Genomic DNA, 14,682 nt, shown 5'->3' with positions numbered 1-14,682 from the left:
CCCCGGTTCCCTCCGCGCCGTCGGGCGCGCCCCCGGCGCCGGGGGCGCGCCCCGCGTGCTCGGCGTCGATCTCCGCGCGCCCCGGCATCGACGAGGAGGCGCCGGGGCGCCGCACCGCGAGCGCGGCGGCGGCCGCGGCCCAGCCCATGGCCTCCGGCATCGGCCGCCCCTCGGCGTGCGCGACGGCCAGCGCGCCGACGAACGTGTCCCCGGCCGCCGTGGTGTCCACGGCCCGCGCGGGCACGGCGGGCACGAGCACGGGTTCCGCGCCGCGCGCCGCGTACAGGCTGCCCGCCGCGCCGAGCGTGATGACGACCTCGGGCACGTCCGCGAGGAACGCCTCGGCGGCCAGGTGCGGGTCGTCCGCTCCGGTGAGCGCGGCGGCCTCGTGCTCGTTGGGCACGAGCAGGTCGGTCAGCGCGAGGAGTTCGGCGGGCAGCGGTTGCGCGGGCGCGGGAGTCAGCACGGTCCGCACGCCGTGCGCGCGGGCCGCCCGCGCCCCGGCGAGCACGCCCTCCATGGGCAGTTCGAGCTGGAGCAGCAGCGCGCCCGCGGCGGCGATCAGCTCCTCGTCGCCGGGCGCGAGGCCGGTCACGGTGGCGTTCGCGCCCGGCACGACGACGATCGAGTTCCCCCCGTCGTCGTCGACGACGATGTGCGCGGTGCCGCTCGGCCCGGCCACCTCGCGCAGCGCGTCCACGGCCACGCCCGCCTCGGCGAGTGCCGCGCGCAGCCGCGGGCCGAAGTCGTCCCGGCCGACCGCGCCGATCATGGTGACGGCGCCTCCGGCGCGGGCGGCGGCGACGGCCTGGTTGGTGCCCTTGCCGCCGGGCACGGTCCTGAACTCGCGCCCGAACACGGTCTCGCCGCGGCGCGGCGCGGTCGGCACGTAGGCGACGAGGTCCATGTTGGTGGAGCCGAGCACGGTGATGGCCGGGGGACGGCTGGTCATGCGGATGCCTCCAGGGTGAGCGCGGCCAGTGCGTCGAAGCCGATGCCGTCGAAGCCGGCGACCGTCGTCGCCAGCCGGTTCTTCAGGGGCGCGGTCCACCGGCCCGGGATCGCCCCGGGCGAGCCGGCGAGCAGACCGGCCAGCGAGCCGGCCGTCGCCCCGTTGGAGTCGGTGTCCCAGCCACCGGAGACCGCGCGGCAGACCGAGGCCGAGAAGTCGCCGTCCGCGTGCGTCAGCGCGGCGGCGAGCACGGCGGCGTTCGGCAGCACGTGCACCCAGTGGTGGTCGCCGTACTCCCGGTGCACCCGGTCCACGACCGCGTCGAAGTCCCCGGCGGCGGGCCGGTCGCGCGCCGCCTCGATGCCGAACCGGACCGCGCGCGCGTACCGGGATCCTGGCGGCACGACGGCGAGGCCGGCGCGCAGGCAGGCGTGCACGTCGGGCGCGCCGCCGGCCGCCGCGGCCACGGCGGCGGCGACGAACATCGCGCCGTACACGCCGTTCCCCGTGTGCGTCAGCACCGCGTCCCGGTGGGCGAGCGCGGCGGCGGCGCCGGGGTCGCCCGGGTGGGTCCAGCCGAAGACGTCGGCGCGGATCTGGGCCCCGATCCACTCCCGGAACGGGTTGCGGTGGGTGGCCGTCCCCGGCGGTTCGATCCCGGCGAGCAGGTTGCGGTAGGCGACGCGTTCCGCGGTGAACGTCCGGCCCGCGGGCAGTTCGTCCAGCCACAGCCTGGCCACGTCCGCGGTGGTGAAGGCGCGCCCGTGCCGCTTGAGCAGCAGCAGGCCGAGCAGCGGGTAGTTGAGGTCGTCGTCCTCGGGCGCCCCGTCGATGGTCTCGGCCAGCGAGGTCGCGCGCGAACGGCGGTTCCACGGGTGGGCGGCGGCGACCTCGGGCGGCAGCCCGGCCTCGGTGAACCACGTGCGCAGCGGCCAGTTCCCCACGGCGGCGCCGAGCGCCCTGATGCCGCTCAAGGTGACCTTCTCCACCGGTTTGCCCAGCACGCACCCGGCGGCCCGGCCGAGCCAGCCCGCGTGCAGCCGCTCGGCGGACGCCGGGCGCGGCGCGGCGGGCGGCGCGGGCCACCGCGGGCAGGCGGCGCGGATCGCGGCCAGGTCGGTCGGCTCCGCGGCGGCCAGCGGCGAGGGCAGCGCGGCCAACTCGTCGAGCAGCCGGCCGGCGAGCGCGCGCAGCGCCGGGTCGGGGCGCTCGGGCGCGGGCGAGGCGCCGGCGCGCTCCGGCGCGGCCCGGCCGCCCGCGGCCAGCCAGCGCGCGCGCACGGCGCCCGCGTCGCGCCCGTCCTGCTCGGCCTGGCGCAGCTCGTGGCCGACCAGGTCCTCGGGCTGCACCCAGGTCAGACGCACCCGGTCCGCGGCCTCCCGGCGGGCGCCCATCAGGCGCCCGCGATCGCGCCGAACAGCGCCTCGTGCGCCCGGCGCCGCTCGACGTCCCGCGCGAACACCTCGCGCGCCACGCCCGCGAGCGAGGCCGCGGGACCGTGCAGGTCCAGCCGGCTGGCGCGGGCGACCTCCTCGCTCCACTCCGCGGGCACGGCCCGTTCCCCGCCGAGGGCGCCGGCGATCGCGCCGCTCATCGTGGCGATCGAGTCGCAGTCGCGCCCGTAGTTGACCGCGCCGAGCACGGTGTGCCGGTAGTCGCCGCGCCCGACGAGCAGCATGCCGAGCGCGACGGGCAGCTCCTCGATCGCGTGCAGCCGCGAGGGGCGGCGCGCGCCCAGCGAGGGGCTGCGGTAGTCGGGCCCCACGGTGTCGAACGGCGCGACCGCCCGGCGCAGCGGGGCGAGCGCCTCCTCGAAGTCGTCGTGGCGTGCCGCGACCGAGCACACCGCCTCGATCGCCGCGCGCGTGCCGTCCTTGGCGAGGGCGAGCGCCTCCTCGACGACCGACGAGGGCGTCGCGCCGGGGGCGAACGCGGCGGCCACCGCCGCCGCGAACACCCCGGCCGCCTCCCGCCCGTAGCTCGACTGGTGGGCGCCCGCGACGTCGATGGCCTCGGCGTAGGCCGCGCGCGGGTTGCCGGCGTTCACGGCGCCGACGGGCGCCATGTACATCGCCGCGCCGCAGTTGACGATGTTGCCGTTGCCGGCCTCGCGCGGGTCGACGTGCCCGTAGTGGATGCGGGCGACGATCCACTTCTCGGCGAGGAACACGCGGTGCAGCGGCAGCGCCTCCGCGCCGAGTTCGGGAATCCAGCGGGGCGTGGAGATCAGGTCGGGCACCAGGTGGTCGGCCACGGCGTAGGCGTCGAGGTGGTCGCGCACCCGCTCGTAGACCCGCACCAGCGCGTGCGTCATCAGGGTGTCGTCGGTGACGTGCCCGTCGCCCTTGTGGTACGGCGCGATCGGCCGCGCGGTGCGCCAGTTCTCGCCGTGGAACGGCCCCACGATGCCGCGCACCCGGCCGCCGTGCCGCTCGACGATGGCCTCGGGCGTCCAGCCCTCGACCGGCCCGCCGAGCGCGTCACCGACGGCCGCCCCCACCAGGGCTCCGGTGACGCGGTCTTCGAGTGACAGGGCGGGGGCCGCCTTGCGCGGTGTCGTCGTCATGCCAGGAGTCCTTCCGAGGAGACCGTGAGGGGGGTGCGGGTGAGCCGCTCGGCGAGGTCGACGAGGTCGGTGCCGGCCAGGCGCGGCAGCGCGCAGCCGGCGAGGGTGCGGCAGGCGTCGCGCCAGGTGCCCGGCAGGGCGTCGGCGCCGCCGACGACCCCCGTCAGGGCGCCGGCCAGGGCGGGCGCCGAGTCGGCGACGCGGGACAGGCACGCGGCGGTCGGCACCGCCTCGGTCACGGCGCCCGCCGCCGCGGTGGCGACGGCGAGCGCGACGGGCACCGTCTCGGCGGCGGCGATGCCGTAGCTGTAGACGTGGTCGACGATCTCGTGTTCGAGCACCGGCACCAGCGCGAACGCGTTGCCTGGCAGCCCGGGCCGCGCGGCGACGGCGGCGCGGCCGAGGCCGACGGCGTGCAGCGCGTTGCGGCGGATCTCGCTGCCCTCGGGCAGTTGCCGCAGCGCGGCGTCGACGCACTCGTCCACCGGCGCGCCGCCGAGCCCGGCGGCGACGGCCGCCGCCATGGCGCGGGCGCCGTGCACGCCGTCGCCGTCCTGCGTGTAACGGGCGTCGAACTCGGCCAGTTCCGCCGCCGCCCCCGGGTCGCCCGGGTGGACGACGGCGAGCACGGCCGCGCGCACGCAGGCCGCGTCGTCGAAGTAGTGCGGGTTGTCGTGGCCGGTGGCGGGGGGCCGCAGGCCGGCCGCCAGGTTTCCGAGGCCCGCGCGCACGGAGATCCGCGCGCGCAGCGGGATCTCGGCCGACTCGATCTCGTCGGCGCGGTCCGCGGCGGCGGCGACCTCGTCGGCGAGCGCGGTCCAGGCGAGGGCGAGCGCGGAGCGCACCCGCTGGTCCGCGGGCAGGTCGCTGCCGCCCGTGGCGGCGGCGGAGAGCACGGCGCGCGCGGTGAACGCCGCCCATTCCGCGTCGTCCGAGGGGCCCAGGCGCAGCGGCTCCGGCGGCTGGTTGAGCGCTATCGGAACGGGCAGCGTCGTGGTGGCGTTCTGCTCGGCGAACGTGTCGAGTTCGCGGGTCAGCCGCCGCGTCCAGTCCGGCAGCCGGGCCGCGCGGTGCCGCCCCGAGGGCCAGCCCGCCGCGTCCCCCGCGGCGATGCCGAGCAGGAGTCCTTCGACGCGCCGGGGCCCGTGCGCGGCGGCCGGGCCGCCGAGGGCGGTCCCGGCGGCGGCGGGCGCCGCCGCCTCCCGCGGCTCCCGGTGCGGTGGCACGCGCGGGGCGCGCGCCGCGTCCGGCGCGCCGGGTGCGCCGGAAGGAGCGGGCGGGCCGGCCGGCCGGCCGCGGGACGCCCTCACGCGGCGGCCCCCTCGTGCCCGTCGGGCGGCGGCGCGAGCCGGTCGGCGACGTCGAGGACGTGCATCCCGGCCATCGACGGCAGGCAACTGCCCCGCACCGGCCCGATCGCCGCCGCCCACTCGGGCGGAACGGCCCGTTCGCCGCGCAGCGCGCCGGACAGGGCACCGGCGACGGCCGCGGTGGTGTCCGCGTCGCGCCCCATGTTCACGGCCATGGCCACCGCGTCGGCGAACTCGCCCCGCGCCGCGACGAACGCGCCGAACGCCAGCCCCACCGCCTCGGGCGCCAGGTCCGTCCAGGGATAGCCGCCGATGACGGTGGCCGAGCGGACGGTCCGCTCCACGGACAGCTGCGTCGCGCCCGGGTCGCGCCGCGCCCTGCGGGCCGCGGACACCGCGCGGTGCAGCGACCGCGCGGTCCAGGAGTCCTCGGGGACCACGGACAGCGCGGCCTGCACCACGGCGTCCGGGTCGTGGCCCACCATCGCCGCCGCGACCCCGGCGGCCACGGCCCGGCCGCCGTAGATGCCCTCGCCGTCGTGCGAGACCGTGCCGTCGATGGCGACCAGCCTGGCGGCCTCGCCCGGCCGGCCCGCGGCGAACACCCCGAACGGGGCCGCGCGCATGGCGAGTCCGTCGCTCCAGGCGTGCCGGTGCTGGGCGGAGATCGGCGCGGCGAGGCCGCGCCGCAGGTTCTCCAGCGTGCCGCGCTCGCTGAACCCGGCGCCCCGGAACGGCCCCTCGTCGCGGTCGGCGATCCACTCGTGCCACGCCGCCTCCACGTGCCCGACGGTCAGGGCCGAGCCGTGCTCGGCGAGCAGCAGTCCGGAGAAGATCGCGTACTCGGTGTCGTCGGTCCCGGCCGGGTCCTCGGACACGAAGCCCTCGATGCGGCCCCAGCGCTCGCGGATCTGGGAGGGCTTCATGTTCTCCGCCGGGGCGCCCATCGCGTCGCCGACCGCGAGGCCGAGCAGCGCGCCCCTGGCCCGGTCGCGCAGCCCCGCCGGGTCGCGCGGGGGCCGGCGCGGCACCGTGGGGAGCCCGCGTGGTCGTCGGTGGGTGCCGTCCGCTTCGTCGCGGGGGGCGGGTCCTGCGCTCATGGTGTCCGTGTGCTCTTCTCTGCCGTCGTGTGCCGTGGTCTGCCGTCGTCTGCCGTGGTCCGAGGCGGTCGCCGTCGTCGCGCCACCGGCCCCGCCGCCGCGCCGTTCCCGCCGCCCGGCCGCGCCGCCGCGCGCGCCGGGGGCGGCCGGGCCCTCAGCGCTGGTAGCGGTCGAGGACCCGGTTCCCGTCGTCGGTGAGGCGTTCGCGCAGCTCGTCGAGGCTCAACGCGCCGCGGTAGTACTCCTGGAACGCCGGTGTGGCGATCTTGTCCTTCCACTCGGGGTAGCCGCGGACGCCGAGCACCGGCGAGGGGCGCAGGTGGGCGGTCAGCTCGACCCCGGTGCGCCAGCCGTGTTCCGCCGTGTCCAACGAGGGGTCGGCCAGGGCCGTCTCGCCCGTCGGCAGCATCCAGTCGCCGAGCGCGAGTTCGACGGCGTTCTCCGGGCGGGTGAGGAAGGCGACGAACTCCGCCGCGGCCCGCCGGTCCTCGGCGTCCTCCGCGACCGAGAGGGTCTGCGGCGCGACGCCCTGCGCCGCGCCCCCGCCCCCCTCGCCCGCGGGCATGGGCAGCACGCTCCACTCGAACCCGTCGGGGGCCTGCTGCGCCACCTGCTGCCGGAAGGAGAAGTTCAGCGGCAGCATCGCGTACCGGTCGGCGAAGAACCCGGGCAGCGTGTCGGACCCCGACATGCCAAGACTGCTGTCGGGGGCCGTCCCGTCCTCGTTGACCTGCCGGTGGACGAGTTCGGCCACGGTGGAGTCGGCCGCGTCGTAGCGGATGACGTTCTCGCCGTCCTCGCGGTGGAAGATCCGGCCGCCGGTGGAGAGCGAGAGGTTGACCGACTGGCTGACCGGCTCCTTCATCGACCAGGCCACGCCGTAGGTGTCGGTGTCCCCGTCGCCGTCGGTGTCGCGGGTCAGCCGCGCGGCCACCTCCTCGAACTCCCCCCACGTCCACGGCCGGTCCGCGGTCGGCGTGCGCACGCCCGCCTCCGCGAGCAGGCGCGTGTTGGCGATCAGCACGCGCGGCTCCTGGAGGAACGGCACCCCGTAGACGCCGCCCTCGTAGGTCGTGGTGTCCCAGGACCGCCGCGGGATGTCCGCGAGCAGTTCCTCCGGCAGCAGGCCGGTGAGGTCCGCGAGGTAGCCGCCGTTCGCGAAGTCGGTCAGGTCGGAGGCGTCGTTGTGGATGATGTCGGGTGCCTCGCCGCCCATGAACGAGGTCAGCAGCTGGTCGTGGACGTTGTCCCAGCTGCCCTGCACGTAGCGGACCCGCACGTCGGGGTTGGCCGCGTTCCACGCGTCGACGAGCGACTTGTGGGCGGCCACGGACTCCGACTGCCAGGCCAGGCTGAGGAAGTCGAGCGTGACCGTGCCGTCCGCCGCGTCCTCCTCCCCGCCGCAGCCGGCGAGGAGGACGAGCGAGAGGGCGGCGGCCACGCCGGCGCGCGCGACGCGGCGCGGGGCGCGCATCAGCCCTTCACCGCCCCGGCGAGCATGCCGTTCACCAGGCGCCGCTGGAGCAGCGCGAAGAACAGCAGGCTGGGCAGGGTGGCGAGGAACGAGGCGGCGGCCAGCGGGCCGAGGTCCGCGACGCCCTCCGCGCCGACGAAGTGGGTGAGGATCACGGACATCGTCTGCCTCTCGGGGGACTTGAGCAGGACCAGGGCGAAGAAGAACTCGTTCCACGCGGTGACGAAGGAGAACATCAGCGTCGCCACCAGGCCCGGCGCGAGCAGCGGGAGCACCACGCCGGTGAGGGTGCGCAGCCGGCCCGCCCCGTCCACGGCGGCGGCCTCCTCCAGGGTCGGCGGCACCGCTCTGACGTAGCCCTGGAGCATCCACAGCGAGAACGGCAGGTTCCACACCACGTAGACAAGGACAAGACCCGGCAGGGAGTTGATCAGCTGGAGGTTCCGCAGGATCAGGAACAGCGGGATGATGATCAGTACCAGGGGGAACATCTGGCTGATCAGGATCCACGCCGTCCCGGCCCGGCTGACCGGCGACCGGTGGCGGACCATCACGTACGCGGCCGGCACGGCTACCGCCACCGAGATCAGCGCCGCGCTGCCCGCGACGAGCAGGCTGTTGAGCGCCGAGCGCGCCAGCGGGTGCGCCTCGAAGGCCAGCCGGTAGTTCTCCAGGCTCGGTTCGCGCGGGATCCAGGTCGGGACGATCGAGGCGAGTTCCTGCGGTGACTTGAACGACGTGGAGAGCAGCCACACGAGGGGGAAGGCGAGGAAGACCAGGTAGCAGGCCAGCGCCACGTACTGGCCCGCGCGGCCCGCCGCGCGGCGCGCACGCCGGGCGCGCGGCGCCTTCGCGGGCGTGGGGGCGGCGCTCACCGTTCTTCCTCCTTGAGGCGGTTGCGCAGGAACACGGTGAGCAGCACGGCGACCACCGCGATCATCGCCAGTCCCATGGCCGCGGCGTAGCCGAACTGCCCGTACTTGAACGCCTCCTCGTACGCGAACAGCATCGGCAGCCGGGTCTCGCTGCCGGGCCCGCCCTGGGTGAGCACGTAGACAAGGCCGAAGGAGTTGAAGTTCCATATGAAGTTGAGCGCGGTGATCGCGAGGACCACGGGCCGCAGCGCGGGCCAGGTCACCGTCGTGAAGCGGCGCCACACGCCGGCGCCGTCCACCTCGGCGGCCTCGCGCAGCTCGTGCGGCACGTTCTGGAGCCCGGCGAGCAGGACCACCGTGGTCTGCGGCATCCCCGCCCAGACGCCGACGAGGACGACGGCGGGGAGCGCGAGGGACAGGTTCGTCAGCCAGTCGACGTTCTCGCCGATGAGCCCGAGCTGCGACAGCGTCCGGTTCAGGATGCCGGCGTCCTGGTGGTAGACCAGGCGCCACATGATGCCCACGACCACCTCGGGCATCGCCCAGGGCACGAGCGCCAGCGTCCTGGCCAGCCAGCGGAAGCGCAGGTTCTGGTTCAGCAGCAGGGCGAGGCCGAGGGCCAGCGCGAACTGCAACGCGGTCACCGAGCAGGCCCACACCAGGCCCACGCGGAAGGACTCCCAGAACAGCGAGTCGTGCCGCAGGTCGGTGAAGTTCAGCAGGCCGATGAAGTCGGCGGACTCGGTGCGGCCCGCCTGCTCGTCGGTGAACGCCAGCGCCACGCCGTACAGCAGCGGGCCCACGCTGAGCACGAGGATCGGCAGCAGGGCCGGCAGCAGCAGGAACCAGGCCCCGTGGTCGAGCCCGAGCGCCTGTCTGCGCCGGGCGGGTGTCCTGGGCGGCGGTGTGCCGCGGTCGCCCGGGACGGCTTCGGCCCGGGGAGCGGTGAGACTCATGGGGTCCTCGTGAGGGGCGGCGGGTCGGGGAAGCCGGTCGCGGGCGCGGTCGAGGCGCGGACGACGAGCCGGGGGAACGCGGTGGTGGTGCGCGGCGCGAACGCGGCTTCCGCGTCGGGGGCTTCGAGGCGGTCGAGCAGCAGTTCCGCCGCGCGCCTGCCGCGTGCGGACGAGCCGAGGTCGACGCTGGTCAGCGGCGGCCAGCCGGCCTGCGCGAGGGTGCTGTCGTCCATGCCGGCGACCGCGATGTCCTCGGGGACGCGCACGCCCCGCGCGAGCAGGGCGTGCGCGGCGCCGAGCGCGAGCTGGTCGTTGGCGCAGAAGATCGCGTCGGGGCGCGCGGGAAGCAGGCGGCGCGCCGCGGCGGCGCCCGACTCGATGCCGAAGTCGGTGTGCACCACGAGCGTCTCGTCGTACGGCAGGCCGTGCGCGGCGAGCGCGGTCCGGTAGCCGTGTCCGCGGTTGCGTCCTGGCACGGTGTCGGACGGGCCGTTGACGAACGCGATCCGCCGCCGGCCCGTCCCGTGCAGGTGGGCCACCACGAGGGCGGACCCGGCGACGGAGTCGGCGCGGACGCTGTCGACCGGGACGCCGTCCGGCAGCGACCCGATGACGACCACCGGTCCTGCCGCGGCGGTCAGGGCGGCCACGTGCTCGTCCGTGATGCGGATCGGGCACAGGATGAGCCCGTCGCTCGTCCGGTCGCCGAGGCTGTGCAGCACGGCGAGTTCGTCCTCGGCGACGGCGTCCGTCGAGTGCAGCAGCAGCCGGTAGCCGGCCGCCTTGGTGACGGCCTGGATGGCGCGGACCATCGCGACGTACACCGGGTTGCCGATGTCGGGCATGGCGAACGTGAGCTGCCTGGTCCTGCCGTCCTTCAGGGAACGCGCCACCGCGTTGGGCACGTAGCCGAGTTCGTCGGCGGCGCGACGGACGCGCTCCTCGGTGTCGCGGCGCGCGCCCTGCCCGTTGAGGACACGGGACACCGACGCGATGGAGACGCCCGCGCGCGCCGCGATCGACACGATGGTCGGCTGGCCGCCGTTCGGCATCCACTTGTCCTTTTCCTGGAGGAACTTCCGATTCCTGTAAACGTTTTCAGACGCTGGAATCGTTTACAGATGGTGGAGGCAGCCGTCCGGCGCCGTCAAGAGGTGTGCACGAGGTGATCCGCGCGCGGGAGCGCGGGGGAACGCCGAGGGGGCGGGGGCGGTGCGCGCACGCACCGCCCCCGCCCCCTCGGCCGGGTCCGGGGTCAGAGGTCCAGGGGCGGCTCGGAGGACGGGCCGTTGTACACGTTCTCCTGCAACTCGCTGAGCTCGTCCTCGTCGAAACCGCCGCCGTAGGCGTTGCGGAAGGTCTGGGTGGTGCCCGAGGACCAGGTGACCTCCATCGTGGGCCCGTCCACCGTGTAGGTGGCCGTCATGTCGGTCCACTCCTGGGAACCGTAGACGGTGCACTCCTCCAGCGTGATCGTGCCGTTCCCGATGGTGCCGTCGCAGACGTCGCCCTCCATGCCGAAGTCCTCGTAGAACTTGACGGTGCCGTCGCCGTTCAGGACTTCGAGGTTGGCGTCGTCGCGCGTGGTGCCGGTGAACCAGTCGCCCTCGATGTCGTCCGCGCTGCCACCGAGGCCACCGGTGTCGCCCCCGGCGCCGCCGCTGGTGTCGCCCGGCGGCTCGTCGGCGGGGGGCTCGGTCTCGCCGGTGTCCCCGCCCGTGCCGCCCTCGGGAGCGTCGTCCTCCCCGCCGGTCGCCCCGTCGTCGAGCTGTTCCAGGCTCTCCTCCAGGTCCGGCGCCTCGAACGGGGAGGGCCCTTCGCCGCTGCACCCGCTGATGGCCAGGGCCGTCGCCGCCGCGGCGGCCGGCAGAGCGAGTCGTATGGAGCGGTGCATGAGTCTTCCCCTCGTACATGTGTCTGCTTCCGGCAGGTTATCCCCTCTGCGGAGGCGTGCTCCGGTGTGTGACGGAACGCGGACACTGGACGCCGTACCGAGACCTTCCGCGCCCCCGGCGCGGGCCCCGGGCGCGCGGCGCCGACCCCCGCGCCGTGCCGGTCGCGGGGGCCGGCGCCGGTCACCGGCGGCGGGGCTCCACCGGGGTGCGGACGGGCGTGCGCCGTTCGATCGCCTCGGCCGCGTCCAGGCACAGGTCCTCGCGGTAGGCGCGCCCGACGACCTGCACGCCGATGGGCAGGCCGCCGGCGAAGCCCGCGGGCACGGCCACCGCGGGCACGCCGACCAGGCTGGTCGCCGAGCACAGCCGCATCGCGGTGCCGACGAGGTCGTGCCCCTCCGGGTCGCGCGACTCGGTGCCGGGCGCGAACGGCGGTTCGGTGAACACCGGCGCGAGCAGCAGCGGGTACCGGTCGAGGAACTCCGCCCAGGACCGCCGGAGGCCGTGCAGCACCCCGGTCAGCCGCAGGTACTCAGGTATGCCGACCGGCGGCGCCTTGGCCATGGACATCTCGATGTAGCGGTGCCCGTCCGCCCCGAGCAGGGTGCGCACCGCGGGCCAGGACGGCGCGAACTCCGTCATCAGCAGGCTGCCGTAGGTCTCGGTCGCCTCCGCCAGGCGCGGCACGTCCGGCACCTCCGCCACCGCGTACCCGGCCGAGGCCAGCGCGTCGGCGGCCGTCGCCACCGCGGCCCGCACGGCCGGGTGCGTGCCCAGCCCGCCGGGGTCGGCCACGACGGCGACGCCGATCGGCGCGGCGACGGGCTCCCCGCGGAAGGGCACGGGAACGGCCCTCGGGTCGCGCGGGTCGGTGCCGGAAAGGGCCAGGCAGGCGGCGCGCAGATCCCCGACGCGCCGGGCCAGCGGGCCGTCGACGACGAACAGCTGCGCGCCCAGCGGCGGGTCGTCGGGCCCGACGCGGTGGTCGGCGGGGAACCGGCCGTAGGTCGGCTTCAGCCCGGCGACGCCGCAGAACGACGCGGGGACGCGGACCGAGCCGCCCGCGTCGTTGCCGAGGCCGAGGGCCGCCATGCCGGTGGCGACGGCCGCGCCGTCACCGCCGCTGCTGCCTCCCGGCGTGACCTCGGGATTCCAGGGGTTGGCGGTCTCCCCGAACAACTCGCTGCGCGGGTGCACCCCGGCGAGGGTGAGCGTGGGCATGTTGGTGTGCCCGATGGGCACGGCACCCGCCGCGCGCAGCCTGGCCACCGGCGGGGCGTCCGCGCGCGCCACCAGGCCGCGCAGCCGCTCGGCTCCGTGCGTGGTGGGCACGCCGCCGATGTCGATGCTCTCCTTGACGGTGAACGGCACCCCGGCCAGCGCCCCCGGCTCCTCGCCCGCGGCCCGCCGCCGGTCCACGTCCGCCGCGTCCGCGCGGGCCCGGTCGGCGAGCAGCTGGGTGATCGCGTTGACCGCCGGGTTCACCGCGTCGATCCGGGCCAGGTGGCTGTCGACCAGCTCGGCGGCGGAGACCTCGCCGGAACGCACCAGCGCCGCCTGCTCGGTGGCCGGCCGTTCCCACAGTGCTTCTGTCATGATTCCGAAACCTCGTTCCGATGCAAGTGCATCGCATCCTAGGGGGCGACCGATACACTCGCATCGGAAAAACCGGCCCCGCGGGGGAGCGGCCGGAGTGCGGAGCGGAGGAACGGTGCCACGCCAGGTCGACCACGAGGAGAGACGCCGGCGGATCGCGGACGCGGTCTGCGCCCTGGCCGACGAACGCGGCCTCGAAGGCGTCACGTTGCGCGATGTCGCCGCGCGCGCCGGGGTCTCGATGGGGGCCGTGCAGCGCTGCTTCAGGACCAAGGAGGAGATGCTGCGCTTCGCGATCGACCACGTCGGGCAGCGGGTCGTCGCCCGCATCCGCGCCCGCGACGACCGCGACGCGGCGGCCGGCCTCGCCGGGGCGGCGTTCGACGTCGCGCTGCTCGCCGAGGCGCACCGCGCGGAGGCCCGCGTCTGGCTCGCCTTCCTCGCCCAGGCCGCGGTCAGCCCGCCGCTCGCGGCGGTGCTCCGCGCGTCCTACGCCGGGCTGCACGCCATGTTCGCCCGCCTGATCACCGCCGCGGGCTCCGTGGCCGAGCCCGGGCGCGAGGCGCGCGTCCTGCTCGCCCTCACCGACGGCCTCACCGCGCACGTCCTGGTCGGCCACCTCACGCCCGAGGAGGCGCGCGCCGCGCTCGACGCGCACCTCGCGCGCCTGACCGGGGCGAGGGACGCCGCCCCGCGCGGCGGCTGACGCGTTCCGGGGCCCGCGCGCCAGGCGTGGCGGCCCGGCCGCCGCGCCCGCTCAGCGGGAGGTGGGACCCGAGGACTCGTCGAGCGCGATCAGCGCGAGCCCGGTGCCCCGGTCCACGCGCTTGCGCAGGTGGGACGGCGTCTCGGTGACGACGATCTCCATCGTCGGGAACACGACCGCGCGCATCAGGTGGCCGCCGATCGCGGAGGAGTCGCGGCGCCCGAGCACCAGGTGCGCGTGTACCACGGGGCGGCCCTCGTGGACGGCGATGTCCCCGATCAGCGACAGCACTTCGAGCTGCTCCTCGAAGCGGGTGCCGCGGTAGTCCGAGAGACCGGGGTCGAAGTAGCCGAGCGTCGCCTCGCGGCAACCGCCGACGCCCGTCAGCGCGGCGCCCGTCAGGCCGTGCTCCGCGGCGAACCCCGTCAGGTCCGCGAACGCCTCGTCACCCCGGTCGAGCACGACCACGAACGTCCGCAGCCCGCCGTGCTCGTACACCAGCCGGCTCCGCACCGGCGGTCAGATCCCGAGGAGGTCGACGAGGTCGTCGGCATGCTCTTCCTCCTCCTCCAGGATCGACTCCATCAGCCGCCGCGTCGTGGGGTCGTGGTCCCCGAGCCAGCGGATGATCTCCTGGTAGGTGGAGATGACGATGCGCTCGGCGTACAGGTTGTTGCGCAGCATCTCCTTCAGGTCGCCGTCGTCCGGCGTGGTGTAGTCGGTGTGCGCCCGCTCGTGCAGCGTCGTCGGGTCGAAGTCGGGGTCGCCGCCGAGTTGGGAGACGCGTTCCGCTGCGCGCAGCGCGTGGTCCATCTCCTCCTTCGCGTGCTCGGTGAACTCCGCCGACACCTGCGCCCGGTCGATGCCGGTCGCCGCGATGGCGTGCCGCGTGTACCGCAGCCAGCACACGACCTCGGTGGCGATCACGTCGTTGAGGATGGCGATCACGCGGTCCTTGTCCACTCCGTAGGTGTCCGTCACCGGCCCGGCCTCCATCCGCCGCCGCGCCTCGTCACGGATCCTGCTCACGTCGACGACGAAGTCGTCCGTCATGCTGCTCAGCCCTTCGTGCCGGTGGTCGGGGCGCCGGGCGACGGATCGCCGCGCCCCCGGTGGTTCACGGACGGTAAGCAGCGGGCCGTCGCGCGCGGTGACCGGCGCGCCGGGCGCCCCCGGCGGCGCCCCGGATGGGGGAACGGCACCGGGGGCGCGCTCGGCGCCAACTCCGGGGCGTGCGGCGGCTTCGCACGCC

General features: G+C 75.9%; 13 protein-coding genes and 1 pseudogene. 1 reads left to right on the top strand and 13 read right to left on the bottom strand.

The features are described from left to right. Positions 1–61: 61 nt before the first annotated feature. From LC193_RS07160 to LC193_RS07110, 11 genes and pseudogenes are all read right to left on the bottom strand, one after another. Positions 62–952 (bottom strand): annotated as a pseudogene (locus LC193_RS07160) (ribokinase); the annotation flags it as partial. After that, positions 949–2,346, bottom strand: coding sequence for an ADP-ribosylglycohydrolase family protein (locus tag LC193_RS07155; protein WP_226072645.1), 1,398 nt, complete (start codon positions 2,344–2,346; stop codon positions 949–951). The pseudogene LC193_RS07160 and the gene LC193_RS07155, both read right to left, overlap by 4 nt. Then, positions 2,346–3,518, bottom strand: coding sequence for an ADP-ribosylglycohydrolase family protein (locus LC193_RS07150; protein ID WP_226072644.1), 1,173 nt, complete (start codon positions 3,516–3,518; stop codon positions 2,346–2,348). Before LC193_RS07150 ends, LC193_RS07155 begins: the two co-directional genes overlap by 1 nt. Beyond that, the gene (locus tag LC193_RS07145) at positions 3,515–4,828 is read right to left on the bottom strand and encodes an ADP-ribosylglycohydrolase family protein (protein ID WP_404819363.1); all 1,314 of its coding nucleotides are present in this window, start codon (positions 4,826–4,828) and stop codon (positions 3,515–3,517) included. Before LC193_RS07145 ends, LC193_RS07150 begins: the two co-directional genes overlap by 4 nt. Next, positions 4,825–5,928: an ADP-ribosylglycohydrolase family protein gene (locus tag LC193_RS07140; protein ID WP_226072643.1), complete on the bottom strand. Its 1,104-nt coding sequence runs from the start codon at positions 5,926–5,928 to the stop codon at positions 4,825–4,827. Before LC193_RS07140 ends, LC193_RS07145 begins: the two co-directional genes overlap by 4 nt. A 154-nt stretch (positions 5,929–6,082) precedes the next feature. Beyond that, the gene (locus LC193_RS07135; RefSeq protein ID WP_226072642.1) at positions 6,083–7,402 is read right to left on the bottom strand and encodes an ABC transporter substrate-binding protein; all 1,320 of its coding nucleotides are present in this window, start codon (positions 7,400–7,402) and stop codon (positions 6,083–6,085) included. Continuing rightward, complete coding sequence (locus tag LC193_RS07130; RefSeq protein WP_226072641.1) at positions 7,402–8,277, bottom strand: carbohydrate ABC transporter permease; 876 nt, start codon at positions 8,275–8,277, stop codon at positions 7,402–7,404. The genes LC193_RS07135 and LC193_RS07130 overlap by 1 nt, the downstream gene beginning before the upstream one ends. Continuing rightward, on the bottom strand, positions 8,274–9,233 hold the full coding sequence (locus LC193_RS07125) for a carbohydrate ABC transporter permease (protein ID WP_226072640.1): 960 nt from the start codon (positions 9,231–9,233) through the stop codon (positions 8,274–8,276). Before LC193_RS07125 ends, LC193_RS07130 begins: the two co-directional genes overlap by 4 nt. Continuing rightward, complete coding sequence (locus tag LC193_RS07120; RefSeq protein WP_226072639.1) at positions 9,230–10,285, bottom strand: LacI family DNA-binding transcriptional regulator; 1,056 nt, start codon at positions 10,283–10,285, stop codon at positions 9,230–9,232. The genes LC193_RS07125 and LC193_RS07120 overlap by 4 nt, the downstream gene beginning before the upstream one ends. A 203-nt stretch (positions 10,286–10,488) precedes the next feature. Continuing rightward, positions 10,489–11,127 (bottom strand): hypothetical protein, encoded by a 639-nt coding sequence (locus tag LC193_RS07115; protein ID WP_226072637.1) that lies wholly within the window; start codon positions 11,125–11,127, stop codon positions 10,489–10,491. A 181-nt stretch (positions 11,128–11,308) separates the two neighbouring features. Beyond that, on the bottom strand, positions 11,309–12,724 hold the full coding sequence (locus tag LC193_RS07110; RefSeq protein ID WP_226072635.1) for an amidase: 1,416 nt from the start codon (positions 12,722–12,724) through the stop codon (positions 11,309–11,311). A gap of 115 nt (positions 12,725–12,839) precedes the next feature. Between LC193_RS07110 and LC193_RS07105 the strand changes: the two genes are divergently transcribed. Continuing rightward, positions 12,840–13,430 (top strand): TetR/AcrR family transcriptional regulator, encoded by a 591-nt coding sequence (locus LC193_RS07105; protein WP_226072633.1) that lies wholly within the window; start codon positions 12,840–12,842, stop codon positions 13,428–13,430. Positions 13,431–13,481: 51 nt separating this feature from the next. On the opposite strand, the gene LC193_RS07100 is transcribed toward LC193_RS07105, so the two are convergent. Continuing rightward, positions 13,482–13,943 carry a PPC domain-containing DNA-binding protein gene (locus LC193_RS07100; protein WP_226072631.1) on the bottom strand — a complete coding sequence of 154 codons (462 nt, stop codon included), beginning with the start codon at positions 13,941–13,943 and terminating at the stop codon, positions 13,482–13,484. 6 nt (positions 13,944–13,949) lie between these two features. Next, the gene (locus LC193_RS07095; protein WP_226072629.1) at positions 13,950–14,483 is read right to left on the bottom strand and encodes a ferritin-like domain-containing protein; all 534 of its coding nucleotides are present in this window, start codon (positions 14,481–14,483) and stop codon (positions 13,950–13,952) included. Positions 14,484–14,682: the final 199 nt, after the last annotated feature.

Origin of the sequence: Streptomyces marincola, assembly GCF_020410765.1 — a bacterium.
GTDB classification, from domain to species: Bacteria; Actinomycetota; Actinomycetes; order Streptomycetales; family Streptomycetaceae; genus Streptomyces; species Streptomyces marincola.
The sequence above is the reverse complement of the archived record's forward strand: the minus strand, read 5'-3'. Positions and strand labels throughout refer to the sequence as shown.

Excerpts from the sequence above, each read along its gene's own strand:
- LC193_RS07135 (WP_226072642.1), bottom strand. The coding sequence starts at position 7,402 with ATGCGCGCCCCGCGCCGCGTCGCGCGCGCCGGCGTGGCCGCCGCCCTC.
- LC193_RS07140 (WP_226072643.1), bottom strand. The coding sequence starts at position 5,928 with ATGAGCGCAGGACCCGCCCCCCGCGACGAAGCGGACGGCACCCACCGA.
- LC193_RS07125 (WP_226072640.1), bottom strand. The coding sequence starts at position 9,233 with ATGAGTCTCACCGCTCCCCGGGCCGAAGCCGTCCCGGGCGACCGCGGC.
- LC193_RS07110 (WP_226072635.1), bottom strand. The coding sequence starts at position 12,724 with ATGACAGAAGCACTGTGGGAACGGCCGGCCACCGAGCAGGCGGCGCTG.
- LC193_RS07150 (WP_226072644.1), bottom strand. The coding sequence starts at position 3,518 with ATGACGACGACACCGCGCAAGGCGGCCCCCGCCCTGTCACTCGAAGAC.
- LC193_RS07115 (WP_226072637.1), bottom strand. The coding sequence starts at position 11,127 with ATGCACCGCTCCATACGACTCGCTCTGCCGGCCGCCGCGGCGGCGACG.
- LC193_RS07155 (WP_226072645.1), bottom strand. The coding sequence starts at position 2,346 with ATGGGCGCCCGCCGGGAGGCCGCGGACCGGGTGCGTCTGACCTGGGTG.
- LC193_RS07120 (WP_226072639.1), bottom strand. The coding sequence starts at position 10,285 with ATGCCGAACGGCGGCCAGCCGACCATCGTGTCGATCGCGGCGCGCGCG.
- LC193_RS07095 (WP_226072629.1), bottom strand. The coding sequence starts at position 14,483 with ATGACGGACGACTTCGTCGTCGACGTGAGCAGGATCCGTGACGAGGCG.